The 13,523-nt window shown below is 54.2% G+C and carries 10 protein-coding genes; 2 read left to right on the plus strand and 8 right to left on the minus strand.

The features are described from left to right. The first annotated feature begins 230 nt into the window (after positions 1-230). Both DYU11_RS16965 and DYU11_RS16970 read left to right on the plus strand, forming a co-directional pair. On the plus strand, positions 231-1,535 hold the full coding sequence (locus tag DYU11_RS16965; protein ID WP_119668907.1) for a Gfo/Idh/MocA family oxidoreductase: 1,305 nt from the start codon (positions 231-233) through the stop codon (positions 1,533-1,535). A 90-nt stretch (positions 1,536-1,625) separates the two neighbouring features. Further along, complete coding sequence (locus DYU11_RS16970) at positions 1,626-2,873, plus strand: MFS transporter (RefSeq protein WP_119668908.1); 1,248 nt, start codon at positions 1,626-1,628, stop codon at positions 2,871-2,873. 4 nt (positions 2,874-2,877) lie between these two features. On the opposite strand, the gene DYU11_RS16975 is transcribed toward DYU11_RS16970, so the two are convergent. The 8 genes from DYU11_RS16975 to DYU11_RS17010 form a co-directional block, all read right to left on the minus strand. After that, on the minus strand, positions 2,878-4,503 hold the full coding sequence (locus DYU11_RS16975; RefSeq protein ID WP_119668909.1) for a hypothetical protein: 1,626 nt from the start codon (positions 4,501-4,503) through the stop codon (positions 2,878-2,880). Further along, positions 4,500-6,362 carry a glycosyltransferase gene (locus tag DYU11_RS16980; protein ID WP_119668910.1) on the minus strand — a complete coding sequence of 621 codons (1,863 nt, stop codon included), beginning with the start codon at positions 6,360-6,362 and terminating at the stop codon, positions 4,500-4,502. Before DYU11_RS16980 ends, DYU11_RS16975 begins: the two co-directional genes overlap by 4 nt. Before the next feature lie 3 nt (positions 6,363-6,365). Then, positions 6,366-7,208 carry a hypothetical protein gene (locus tag DYU11_RS16985; RefSeq protein ID WP_119668911.1) on the minus strand — a complete coding sequence of 281 codons (843 nt, stop codon included), beginning with the start codon at positions 7,206-7,208 and terminating at the stop codon, positions 6,366-6,368. 1 nt (position 7,209) lies between these two features. After that, positions 7,210-9,297: a cellulose biosynthesis cyclic di-GMP-binding regulatory protein BcsB gene (locus DYU11_RS16990; protein ID WP_147367953.1), complete on the minus strand. Its 2,088-nt coding sequence runs from the start codon at positions 9,295-9,297 to the stop codon at positions 7,210-7,212. Between the two features lie 55 nt (positions 9,298-9,352). Next, entirely contained in the window at positions 9,353-10,726 is a 1,374-nt protein-coding gene (locus DYU11_RS16995; protein WP_119668913.1) for a sensor histidine kinase, read from the minus strand. A 5-nt stretch (positions 10,727-10,731) separates the two neighbouring features. Then, positions 10,732-11,115: a response regulator gene (locus tag DYU11_RS17000; protein ID WP_119668914.1), complete on the minus strand. Its 384-nt coding sequence runs from the start codon at positions 11,113-11,115 to the stop codon at positions 10,732-10,734. A gap of 549 nt (positions 11,116-11,664) precedes the next feature. Beyond that, positions 11,665-12,441 (minus strand): hypothetical protein, encoded by a 777-nt coding sequence (locus tag DYU11_RS17005; protein ID WP_119668915.1) that lies wholly within the window; start codon positions 12,439-12,441, stop codon positions 11,665-11,667. Continuing rightward, the gene (locus tag DYU11_RS17010; protein ID WP_119668916.1) at positions 12,438-13,130 is read right to left on the minus strand and encodes an ATP-binding cassette domain-containing protein; all 693 of its coding nucleotides are present in this window, start codon (positions 13,128-13,130) and stop codon (positions 12,438-12,440) included. The genes DYU11_RS17005 and DYU11_RS17010 overlap by 4 nt, the downstream gene beginning before the upstream one ends. Positions 13,131-13,523: the final 393 nt, after the last annotated feature.

Consider the following 13,523-nt stretch of genomic DNA (forward strand, 5'->3'; position numbering starts at 1 on the left):
GAGCGGGGATCTTCGGTAGCAGGAGGGATTCTCAGCCTCACCCAAAGATCCCCGCTCCGGCGGCCCGGTCCTGGCGTCGGGATGACAAAAAAAACGCTAAGTTAGATGACTGTAATTCAGTGAATTGTTTTGAAGGTTATTCATAATTCACCTCAACTAAAACTCTGTTTTCTCTGCGTATCCTCTGCTTCTCTGCGTTTGAACCCCTTTTTTCCTAAACCTTATGCATCATGAACAACCAACCCAACTCCCGGAGGACTTTCCTCAAGACGGCGGCTACCGGCTCGCTGGCGGTGCTCGGTATGCCGACGATCATTCCGGCGCATGCCTTCGGTGCCAATGACCGGATTCGCGTGGCCGTGATCGGCGTGAACGGTCGCGGTACCGACCACATCGCCGGTTTCTCGAAACTGACCAATGTTGAGGTCGTGACGCTGTGCGATGTCGACAAAGACATTCTGGCCAAACGCGCCGGTGAGTTTGAGAAGAAATACAACCGGAAAGTGCAGATGGAGCAGGATCTCCGTAAGGTCTACGACGACAAGAACATCGATGCCGTGAGCATCGCTACGCCCAACCACTGGCACTCGCTGGCAGCAATCTGGGCGTGCCAGGCCGGGAAGGATGTGTACGTCGAGAAGCCCGGTTCGCATAATCTGTACGAAGGGAGGAAAATGGTTGAAGCCGCGAAGAAATACAACCGGATCGTGCAGCACGGCGTGCAGCTACGCAGCTCAACCGCTATTCAGGAAGCCATCAAACACCTGCGCGACGGCCTGATCGGGAAGGTGTATATGGCGCGGGGACTCGTGTATAAGTGGCGGCCCGACATCGGCAACCAGGGTAACTCCTCCGCGCCCGATACGTTGAACTGGGATCTGTGGCAAGGCCCCGCCGAAGCCCGCGAGTTCAGCAAGAACTACGTCCACTACAACTGGCACTGGTTCTGGAACTACGGCAACGGCGACATTGGCAACCAGGGTATTCACGAAACCGACCTGTGCATGTGGGGGCTGGATGTAGGCTTGCCTGAAGAGATCAGCTCTGCCGGTGGTAAGTTTCTCTGGAACGACTGCAAAGAGACCCCTGAAACGCTTACCTCGGTGTACAAATACCCGAAAGAAGGCAAGGTTATCCAGTTCGAAGTGCGCCCGTGGATGACCAATAAGGAAGATGGCATAGAGATCGGCAATATCTTCTACGGCGACAAAGGCTACATGGTCATCAATGGCTACAACGATTACAAAACGTACCTGGGCCGGGAGCGCGAACCGGGACCGTCTGGTAAAGCCGGTGGCGATCACTACCTGAACTTCATCGAAGCGGTTCGGGCGCGGGACAAGTCCAAACTGAACGGGCCGGTCGAAACGGCGCACCTGTCGTCAGGGATCGCGCACCTCGGCAACATCGCCTACCGCCTGGGCCGGACGCTGAAGTTCGATCCGAAGAAGGAAGTGTTCCTTGGTGATGCCGAAGCCAATGCCATGCTTAGCCGTAAATACCGCGCACCCTATACCGTACCACAACAAGTCTAACGTCCGGGCCAGGCCGCTACGGCGTACCGTTCAGGCTTGGCCTGTTAATTAACATACACGGCCCAGGCGGGAGCCTGGGCCAGACAAACCATGGTCGAACAACCGAAAACCGAGCCGAAAACCCTTACCCAGCAACTGTTGCAACTCCCGGTACTCGTGGCCGCGCTGGGCTATTTAGTGGATATGTACGACCTGTTTCTGTTCAGTGTCGTGCGGGTGCCGAGTCTGAAAGCGCTGGGAACCACCCCCGACCGGCTGCTTCCCGACGGCATCATGCTCCTGAACATGCAGATGGCCGGGATGCTGATTGGGGGTATCTTCTGGGGTGTGCTGGGCGACAAGCGCGGCCGATTGTCGGTGCTGTTCGGCTCCATCCTGATTTATTCGCTGGCCAACATCGGCAACGGCCTGATCACCTCCCTGAACCAGTACGCCATTCTTCGCTTTGTAGCGGGCGTTGGTCTGGCGGGTGAGCTCGGAGCCGGGGTTACGCTGGTGACGGAAGTGCTGCCGAAGAAAATCCGGGGTTATGGTACGACCATCGTCGCGACGATGGGCGTACTGGGAGCCATCATGGCGTACTTCGTCGCCGATCTGTTCGAGTGGCGGAACGCGTACTTCATCGGGGGCGGACTCGGTCTGCTGCTGCTGGTGCTGCGGGTCAATATTTTCGAATCCCGCATCTTCGAAACCGTCAAGGAACGTCAGGTAAAGCGGGGCGATCTCGTCATGCTGTTCAACGACCGGACCCGTCTGCTGAAATACCTGCAATGCATTCTGGTTGGGCTACCCATCTGGTTTGTCGTGGGTATCCTGATTACGTTCTCGCCGGAGTTTGGGCAGGCGATGGGCCTGTCGGCGCCCGTTGTTGCCGGAAAAGCCGTGATGCTGTCGTTTACCGGGCAGGTGTTCGGCGACGTAGCGAGTGGCCTGCTCAGCCAACGCCTGCAGAGCCGAAAGCGAGCCATTCGGGGCTTTATTCTGCTGTCGTCGGTGTTTGTGCTCGTCTATCTGCTGGCCCCCTTGCGCGACATCGATGCGTTCTACCTGATCTGCGTATTCCTGGGCTTTGCCAACGGCTACTGGGCTTTATTCGTGACCATTGCCGCCGAACTGTTTGGCACCAACCTCCGGGCAACGGTGGCCACGACGGTCCCCAACTTTGTGCGGGGAGCCGTCATTCCACTAACGTCGCTGTTCGTATTCGGTAAGTCGTATGTCGGTACGCTCTACAGTGCCCTGGGAGTTGGCTTGCTGACCATTGCCCTGGCCCTGATCGCGCTGTACTATATGGAAGAAACCTTCAGCAAAGACCTCAACTACGTCGAGACGGAGTAATTGCCTACGGCTGAGTGGCTGTCCCGGCCAAGGCCAGATTGGGTTCCTGAGCAGGGGATGCGGCCTTCCGGGGTTTTGTGAACCGGTAGAGCCGCCATTCCGAGCTGCTGCCCACGAGCGCCAGAGGACGCTGAGACCGGGTGCGTAAGCTACTTAGATACGCCTGATTGATGACCGCAAACCGGGCTACCGGGTTGGTGGCTTCAACGTGGATCAGCAAAAAATCAGCGAACGAATCGGGATTCGTCAGCGCCGACAGGTAATTCTGCTGGTACGGCAGCACAAATGGCCGCACGTTCTGCGTCAGGGCGATGATCGGGTAGGCGGTAGCATCGTCGGTCAGGATGCGGCTGTTGCGCGGTAACTTCCGGATGATCCGAACCAGATCATCCGTTTCGCGGTGGGCCAGGTTGTTGGCCGGACGCCAGGGCAGCGCCGATTCCAGAAACGTGCGCTCTTCCTCGTAGGCCGACGTAGCGATGCGAAGGCCGCCCGTCAGAATCTGAACCAGCATCAGACCGAATGCCAGCCCCTGCAGCCGACGAAGCTGCGTGACCGACAGCGTAGCCAGCCCCACCAGGCCCAGTACCAGAAAAATCTGGTAATACTCCGCCACGAACGGAACAGACGGATTCTTGATGTACAGGAATTCGATCAGGGCGAACGGGCTCAGCAAGGTCAGCAGCTGATACGTCCGTCCCCGGAAGTTCAGCAGCACCAGCAGCAGGAGGGGGGCATACAGCAACCGGCGTAATGAAATCAGCAGATTCGTATCCGGCAGCAGAAACTCGTCGGGGTGATTAACGTAATCGACCTGTAAAACCTGATTGGTCAGCACGCGCCAGTTGGCATACGGACTGTCCAGGAAGTATTGCGAGTCGCCGGCGTACAACCGGTTCAGCAGACTGAACAGAAACAGCCCTGCCAGCGGCAGCATGAACAGCAGGACCAGCAGCGCAAACGACTTGTTGACCAGTTTTCGGCGCAGCGACAGGTTGTTGAAAGCCAACCCCAGCCGGATCAGCGTATCGTCACCCCGCAGCGACAATCCCTGCAGCGACATGAACAGCACCAGCGGCAGCAGGAACAGACACAGCCACGCAAAATCAAACGCGCTGAACACCAGACAGACCAGAAACAAACTGGCCAGGGATACATGGTACGTCGTGTTCGAGCGGAAATAGGCCAGCAGGCTTCTGAAAAACAGGTATCCAAACAGCAGAACGGCGTACACGCTGCGGCCCGATGCGGCTGCGTAGAGCAGACCCGGATGCAGAAAGAACGTCAGGACCGTTCCAAGCCGGATTAGCCAGGGAACGTCGAGTTCGCGCTGATCGTCCAGCACCAGATAAAACAGAACGGCCATGCCCAGGGCCGATGCGATCACGGGGCCAAGCAGCGGAAAGGCACTGCTGAGGGCCAGGCTGAAAAAGAACGGAAAGACGGGGAACGTCAGCCCGATGACCGGCAGCTTATCGCCGATGCCCTGCCACACAATCATGGCCTTCTCGCTCAGGAACAAGGCTTCTTGCGTATGGAAACCCAGCCGCTGTCCGTTCAGTCCGATCAGCAGATAGTACGCGGCCAGCAGAACGGCCGTCACAAAGATCCAGAGTCGGGCGCGGGTCATGATGGTTTCGGGGCAACGGGGTTGGTTTTGCTCAGACCGTGGTTGGTTTTCTCCCAGTAGAACGGCTTTGTAATCAATTGCCAGAGTCCTTTGTAGGCGGCAATCGAGTGCATCAGCCAGTACAGCGGATTCACCAGCGAGAACCAGATCAGCTCATAGAACCGGCGTTTGAACACCGCCAGCATGTTGATATAGATCATCAGGATGTTCCCCACGATCAGGTTGAAGGTCGAGATGTACAACACCCAGTCGGGGAACAGCGGACGGATCGCTTTCAGGTCGAACACCAGGTACGTGATGAAGAACAGAAGCAGCAACGGGTACAGCAGGAACGTCATGGGCGTAGCGCCGATGAAGAAGTTGAAACCCAGAAAGCCCTTCCAGCCGATTTTTTCAATCAGCTTGCGTGGGCTGCGCATGTGTACGAGGTACGTCTGCATGTAGCCCTTGATCCAGCGCGACCGCTGCCGGATCCAGTTGAACGGCTCGTTGTTGGCTTCTTCATAGGTGGTCGAGTTCACAATGGCCACTTTGTAGCCTTTCGCGAACGCCCGCACCCCCAGGTCGGCATCTTCCGTTACGTTGAACGGGTCCCAGGCCCCCAGCTCGCGGAGTACGTCGAGCTTGAAGTGGTTACTGGTGCCGCCGAGCGGAATCGGAATGTCGAGGGTACCCAGCCCCGGCAGCATGTAATCGAACCAGTAGCTGTACTCCAGGGTAAACATCCGGGTGAGCAGGTTCTCGTTCCGGTTAAAGTAGTTCAGCGCTCCCTGCAGGCAGATGAAATTCTCGGGCAGTTTGTTGAACAGGAACACCGTCTTCTTTAACTGGTCCGGGTCCGGAATATCTTCCGCGTCGTAGATGGTCAGGAATTTACCCCGCGAAAAGTGCAGGCCGTAATTGCAGGCTTTGGGTTTGGTTTTCGGCATGTGAAACGGTACGACTACCACCTCAAAAATGGCCGGAAACTCCAGGGCCCGCACGGCGTTCAGCGTTTTGTCGTCGTCTTCCTCAATCAGCAGCTTGATGTCCAGCTGCTCCATTGGGTAGTCGAGACTCTGTAGGTTCCAGATCAGTTTCCGGATCAGCTTGTCTTCCTTGTATACCGGCAGGTGGATGGTGTAGACCGGCAGGTCTTCGTTCCGTACCTGCTTCACTTCCTCCTTCGTAACGGCCTGATGCAGTTCAAAGCGCGAACCAACCAAGGCCAGAAACAGCTTGAAACAGATCGCAATCAGAAAAAAGCTGCTCATTACTACGTTGATGGCGATCGTCGTGTTGACAAAGTCGAGACACAGCAGCGCTATCACTATGGCAATCGCCCCGAAGATAACGACCAGTTGCGTGGTGGTGAACGTAATGAGCGCCGAGCTTTGCGGATCGCGGTTGACCAGTTCGAACACCGCCGATTTAACGAAGGGTTCGCCCAGGAGTTTGTGGCTCAGCCAGGTAATGTCCAGGTCAGAAGCCGGCAGAATGATCAGGTCCCGCCCGAACGTCTCCCGCACCAATTGGATATAGGTTTCGTCGGTAGGGTCGGCCATGGCCACTACCACCTTGTCGTCCTGCAGCCGCAGCGGCAGAGCCAGAAAACGGTCGGCGACGCGCAGGTCGATCCGGCTCACTACCTCCATGTCGTGCTCTTCAGCCCGGATGTTTATCAGCTCGTAGCCGTGTTCGCTCAGGACCCGTTCATATTGCCTGCGGGACAGGTAGCCGAAGTTGAGCAGAATCTTGACGGCGGCAAACTGCGTCCGGGTCTGAAAGCGGGCAATCCGTTCCTGCTGCTCACGCGTCAGCAGGCCGGCTTCCCGAAGCCAGTCGGTGGCGGATACGGTATGAATCGTTGCGTCTTGCATAAGTTAAAACCGAATTACCGAGGTTACAGTAAAGCCACGGCCAATCCCAACGTTCCGGCCGTAAAAATCACGATAGATGCCGGCGTAGACCCAGGCCGATTCGCCCAGTTTCCGGCCGTAGCTGAGGCTGGCTTTGAAAAACCGGAAGTCAGTGTTGACCGCCAGGTTAGCAGGGTTCAGTTCGCGGAAACGGTTGCTGTAGGAAATCAGTCCGCTCAGTTCACCGACCAAGACGTTCTTCTCGGATACGTACCAGCCAAAGGTGGCCAGCAGCGGAACCTGACTCAGCCGGAAATCACCCGCGTTGAAAAACCGCCGATAGCCCACCTCCGTGTTGAAATACGCATCCTTGGCGCCAAGTTTCAGACTGCCGGCGTAGAGCAGCCGTAGTTCGGCACCACTACTGGCGTAGCCCAGAAACGGGACTTTGGTGTCGTTCTGATACAACGGAGCAATGCCGAGGCCCTGCACCGACAGATACCGCCGGTTTTCGACGTTCAGCAGGTTATACCGAACCCCCAGTTCAGCATCGGCCAGGCCGCTGTTGCGGTTGTCGGGGGGCGTATTGCTCACGTACGAATTGGTAATAAACGGCAGCGTACCAACCAGCGTCCAGCGGTCGGACAGACCATATTCGCCGTAGAGCCGGACGTTTACCGAGGTAAAGCGGGCGCCATTACCGAAGGCAATCACCTGCCGGTCGGGGTTCCAATAGCTGGTAGCCCGGTAGTAATACACACCCGGCACCAGCATGAATTTCCGCTTCGGCATTGGCCAGGCCGACTTTGGGTTGGCATACCCATTAAGGCTGCCTATCAGCAGAAGCAGGCAAATCAGATAGCGCATGTTAATTTTCAAAAATGGCCTGTGAGCCTTTTACTTTGGACCGAACGTACAGGAAAGCCAGCAGGACCAGAATCAGCAGGACGCCCAGCACATACAGGTTGTATTGCTGCCACCAGTCGCGGGCTTTTCCGAAGCCGTCGTTGTAATCGATCACCGACTGATCTTCGGTCAGGTTAAACAGGTACCGGTTCGTACCGGCCGTAATCAGGACGTTGCTGGCGAGGTTTGTCAACTGGTCCGTTACGTAGCGGGCGGCATTGCGGAACGCTTCATTGGCCGCGGTTCCGTTGACGGCCATCAGCAGTACGGCCTGATCGCCCTGCTCAAACACCTGCGCCACTCCGCACGATACCGAGTCCGACACGGCAAACAGCGGCCGGCTGCGGTCGTCGCTGTACAGGCGGAAATCGCGCTGAAACTGCACCGGTGCTTTGTCGAATTGCCCCCACAGGTTGTCGCCCCGGTCGAGGAACACGATCAGGTTCCCTTTGGTAGAATCGCCCTTGGCATAAACCTCGGAGGTGTACACCGCCGGCACCGACAGAAAGGCCGGTTGGCTGGTGTTGCCGATGTTCAGCTGACGCACCACTTCACAGATACCCGGAATCGCGGGCACCAGCTGCGACTTGCTGACCACCAGCGCAATCGGTTTGTTCTGGAACGCCCCGGGGAATTGCAGGAAACTAAGTTGCTCGGTTGAATACGGCGACGTAAGGCGGATGGACGAACGCTGAACGTCGACCTGCGCGAAGAAATTCAGAAAACTGTTCTGACAGACATTGGTGCCGGGGAAGAACCGGAACTCGGCCTGCAGTGCGTTGAACGGCTTGAGCAGGTACCGCTTCAGGCGGGGCGAAATCGACACCAGACCCGACTTGTCGAGCGTGGTTGTGCTGAAAAGCACCCCATTGATGTAGAGGTTCAGGAAACCCCGGTCGCCGGGCTGCAGACCGCTGTAGCGGGCCTCCAGGTGCGTTTCAATTTCGCCCGGCTGCTCAGCGAAATCGCTCAGGCGGAACGAATACGAACGGCGCAGGGAGCCGATGCCTTGCATCATGTCGGGCGTACCACCCAACTGAGCCAGCGTCAGCCGGTCGGTGCGTTCAACGGCCGGTGCGGCAGCCGCGGCTTTGTCAATAATCAGAAAATCGCCGAAGGCTGACGCCAGAATATTAGGATTGGCAATGGCACCTACCGTTTTGGCATACCCGGCCTGGTCGGCACCGGTTACGAACAGCACTTCAGGGCCGGCGGCAACCCCTTTTTGCAGGAAGAACAACCCTTGGCCGGCCTGCGGCTGGCGGGTAAGCAGGGCTTTGTAGCGGGCGGGCAGATTGCCGGCCTCCCCAACCACAACGACGTTCCGGAGCGAATCCGGCGCTTTGTCGGCGGCATAGAGCGCCACGCCACGCGGCCGCAGGGTGAACAGCCGGCTGTAGAGGGCGCTTACCAGCTGAATGTCGTTCGGCGTCGGATTAGCCGGGTAGACAATGGCTTCCTTCGAAGGCAGGCAATTAGACAGGTTCAGGCGCTGGGCACCGTTAGCCGCCGGATTATAGGCAACGAACGAAGCACCGCTCACCCGTAGCCAAAGGGCCGGGTTTTCGAGGTCCTTACAGCGGTCGTTGGTGATGTTAAGCTGTGTTTTTATTTCGACCTGCACAAACGGCGAACCGGCATCGCGGCTGGCTTCGGACAGGGGAATCGTTACGGGCGCGTTTGGTTCGAGCTGGTCGAGCCGCAGGCTCAGTGCCGGCTGGTTGCGGACCAGCACCGTTACCGACGACTGGCTGAGCTGCAGCGCCTGCGACGGTTTCATAAACAGCACCAGTTGCCCGTTCTGCAGGGTAGCGGTGGCGGGCAGGCGCAGGTAATACGCCGACGAGCCGCTGAGGCCCTGAATGGTCTGATCGTCGTAGCCGGCCGCCTGAAACGAAATGCGGGAGGCTGAAGTCGGTGCCGGTGGTATAACCGCTGCCGGTGTTGCCTTCGGGGCCGCAACGGCCGGTCGCTGGGCCTGAAGTTGAAAAGGTACGAGTATTGTTGCCAGTAATCCACCGGCGATAAGACGTATATTGATTAGTGACATAGATGTAAGGTAGCTATACGAACTGATGTACAGGTATGGATTAAACGTGGCTTCGTTAAACGCTGGGAAATTCAACCCGGTAGTAGTTACCGGTTTCGGGGCTGCTGCGGTAGTACAGATGACCGTTCATGGCTTCGGTCAGTCGAAGCGCAATAGAGAGGCCTAAACCCGCCCGGTCGGGGGAGTTGACGTTGTTGTGCGACAGTTCATCGAGTTTTCCGAACATCTGGTCCAGCCGTTCCTGACCGATAGCCTGCCCCCGGTCGGTCAGTTCGAAAACGAACAGGTTGTCGGCCAGGGTGGTTTGCAGCGTAAGCGTATTGACCGGTTGCGAAAACTTGATGGCGTTGTTGATGAGGTTCTGAAAAATCTGCCCCGCAAACACCCGGTCGAGCCGGAGCGAGATGGGGATGGTCGACGGATCGTAGTTCAGCGTAATGCTCTTCTGGGCGGCTGTTTCTTCGAGAATGTTGACAATCTTCTCAATCTCCTCGTTGATCTCGAACACCTCGTAGTTGAAGGAGATGGCGGGCCCTTCGATGTCCTTCACGTCCAGCAGCTTATTCAGCAGATACTGGATGCGCTGGGTGGCATCGCCGATGTACTCGACGTATTCGCGCTGATCGCTGTTGAGAACCCAGCTTTCCGATTGCAGCTCGCCGACCGATAGTTTAATCGTACCGACCAGGTTTTTCAGGTCGTGGCCGGCAATGTAGATGAAGTTGTTTTTCTGCTCATTGAGCCGCTGCAACTGGCCGTTGGTTTCGGAAATAACCCGGTTTTTGTCAGACAATTCTTCATTGAGCACCTGCAGCTGCTGGTTGGCCTGCTGGGTGATCAGCTGCAGCCGGGTTTCCTTCCACAACAGCCGGTAGCGGGTGCGGGGAATGTATCCCGAGAACAGCGCAACGATAAGAAAAATCTGACCGCCTTCTTCGAAGAACGTAGCCAGCGGATACCGCTGATTCAGGATGTAATACCCCAGAAGTAGCAGGATGATGGCCAGCGCGGTATGCAGGTACGAGTTTGTCGACTCCCAGTAAATAACCGAGTTGATAAGCAGAAAAAGGACCGAGAGCGTTAGGAAGTACGTACTCACGGCGCTCAGATCGACGAGGTTGCACAGCCCGGCGTACGTAACCGAGACCGTGGCAAACATGACGTGCAAAGGCAGACGGTAATCCAGTCGCCGTTTCCGGGCCAGTTCATACACGACGTAGACAAACAGGACGGTGATCAGGCGGATCAGGAGCAGCGATTGCCACAGATACGGCGCAAAAATCAAATCCAGAATCGTGAAGAACGGATAAATGAACAGGAACGCCCAGATAATGATGTTGGTAACGTACCAGGACCGGCGGTATACCTGTTGGCTTAGCTCGGCTTCAGAAACGGTAGTGGTATTGTTGATCGTAGACGTTATTACCATAGATGTTAGGCTAAGCTGGCGATTAGTTTCTCGTGAAGCTGGGCAGTATCGAACGGTTTCAGAACGCAGTCATTAAAACCGCTCGACATCATTTCTTCCTTCAGCAGTTCATTGGCCGATGCGGCCAGAACGACAACCGACTGGTCAAATTCACGTATGGTCCGGCAGGCAGTTGCTCCGTCCATGACCGGCATCTGAAGGTCCATGATGATAATTTGGTAAGGCGTTGCGTTGTCCAGATTCTGCTGAACCATATCCACGGCCTGCCTGCCATGCTCAGCCGTAGCGGTGATGGCTCCCCATCGGGCGATTATCTTGCTGAAAAGTTTCAAATTCAGAGTATTGTCATCCACGATTAAGATACGTACTCCGGTTAAACTTGGATCCATACAAGTGGCGAAAGATATTGGCTAATTAACTGTTGTTAATACTGCAAGCAAAAAAGTAGCATCACGATACGCCTACAGACTGACAGCATTTGATTCTTACAACCAAAAGAGGTGTCATATGGTTGGATAAGGCGGTGTGAGGTGCGATTTACTAACGATATACAGGCCGATCGTTAAACTGTCGTGAACAAGATAGTTGGCAGAAGGTAATAAAGTCAATAATTATTCAGGGTTTTTTGCCGGATCATTCATCGCGGTTCACATCTTGCTTACTCTATATAAATGATAGTAAATATTCGGTTATTTCACCAGCAAAGCTATGGGCTCCGAATTAATGAGTGGTTAAAACGGGATTAGATACTAATTAATATAAAATCTACAGAAATAGTGTTTTATATGATTAATTGAAAAGGTTTACATTGACTGCAACAGTATTCATTCAGTCGACGTAAACTGTTGCTATTACATTAAAGTTGGCCTGTCGGGAGTAATTCCTGCTGTTTCTATTTTTCAGGTTTTATTGTAAAGTGCAGTTCTGTCACTCAATTCTTAAGAGTGGCGGCTAGGTAATAAATCTAATTGAGTAAGACGGCGGTAAGTGAGTAGAAGGAACGTAACTATGTAGCCAGATAAGGCTAGTAAAAACGTACGGTCAGCCTGCCAGAAACGGCTGACCTGATTTGCACCGACCGTTTCGTAAGTCAAAGCCCGAATGGATTGAAAAGGTAATGGAAATGGGAAACTGGTGCCACTGTAGCGGTAGTAAAGTGCAACGAGTGAGTATTCGCAGACCATGTACAGCAAATAAAAGGTAATCGCTTCCCGACTGTGCTTAAATTGAAAACTGATACATAGCGCAAAAACCCCCAGAACGACAGACAGGACGAATGTGTGCAATTCGACTAAAAATAAGGGTAGTAATAAAGGGGGGGCTATTTTTAGCGAAATCGTAGCGAGTAGCGTAATCAGTATGCTGAGCAGGATATGAAAGATGCCGATGAAAATGAGTAGAAAAAATTTGGAAATAAAGTAGTATACCGGTTTCATGCCTTCGGCTACGTGCCTGACTATGATTCGGTGTTCGTACTCATACGATACGTTAAAAATTACCCAAAGCGGAACCAGTAAAACACAATTACGAAAATGGCTCTCTACCAAAGCGTTCAATACAGTATCGGTTGTAGGCGAATCGTCAATAGTTAAAATAAACAGGCGAATGCTACTGTTAAGCGCATAAACGGCCAGGCTAATGACAAAAAAGCGACGGTTAACTGTGCTGTCTGCTTTAAGCCACTCCAGGTTTATCAATTGCTGAATAGTATTCATTGTGCACGGTGAAACGTAGCGATGTAAGCTTTATGAACTGAGCCGAATTTCTGACTAACCGTTGAACTGGTTTGAGCAACGGCAACTGTTCCTTTTTTGACTAATACTACATAATCTAACAAGCCATCTACATCCAAAATGTCATGGCTGGCTAATACAATACTGCTTCGCAGGCGTTGTTCTTCTATAGTCTGACGGAGCAATTGTGTGCTTTCCCAGTCCAGATGATTAATGGGTTCATCCAATAACAGCAGATCAGGATCGCCAAGTACGGCCCCAATAAGAGACAGCTTTTGTTTCATGCCTGCAGAATACTGCCTGAAAGGCTGGTGCCTGCTTTCCCAAAGGCCCCAGTGATGGAGCTGAGCATCAACCCACGACGGGTCAAACGTAGTTTGCTTGGTTTGGGCAACTAATCTGAGGTTTCGTATGGCATCAAATTCCGGGAAGAAACCGTAGTCGCCAAAGCTGACACCAATCTTCATGCTGGCTTTTCCAATATGTATTCGCCCGGCTGTTGGTCGGATTATTCCGCTGATTAAATTTAGAATAGTTGATTTGCCACTCCCGTTTGGTCCGAGTAAACCAACTACGGAATTGGTTGGTACAGTCAAGCTTACGTTATGCAGAATCGTGCGCCGGTTGGTTGCGTAGTTTACATCCTGTAACTCGATTAGGCTTGCGCTCATATGACCGGGGATATACCCAGCGGCACACAATATGCCGCCGGATGAGATCAGTTAGAAAGTAGGCTCGGTAATCAAAGCAAATCTGGGCTTTTCAACCAGAATGCGTTCCCGGAATACAATGGGGTCGGACTGAGGAATACGCCAGTTGAGACCTGCCGCATCAGAGGCAGCCGAGATTTGCAACGTAAACGAACGGCGGCTACACAAGGCAATACGTGACATGAACAGTTTAGCGTAGGTTGAGTCAATAAAAGCATGAAAATAACGGGTTTTCAGAGCGTATGTTTGCCTGGTACGTTAATAAATATTGCTTTAATTAAACAAGTTGTAAAAAAATAAGGTCAGCCTAACCATTAGTTTAGGCTGACCTTATTGATAACCTGGTTGACCGGC

The sequence above is a fragment of the Fibrisoma montanum genome (assembly GCF_003583365.1).
GTDB lineage: Bacteria > Bacteroidota > Bacteroidia > Cytophagales > Spirosomataceae > Fibrisoma > Fibrisoma montanum.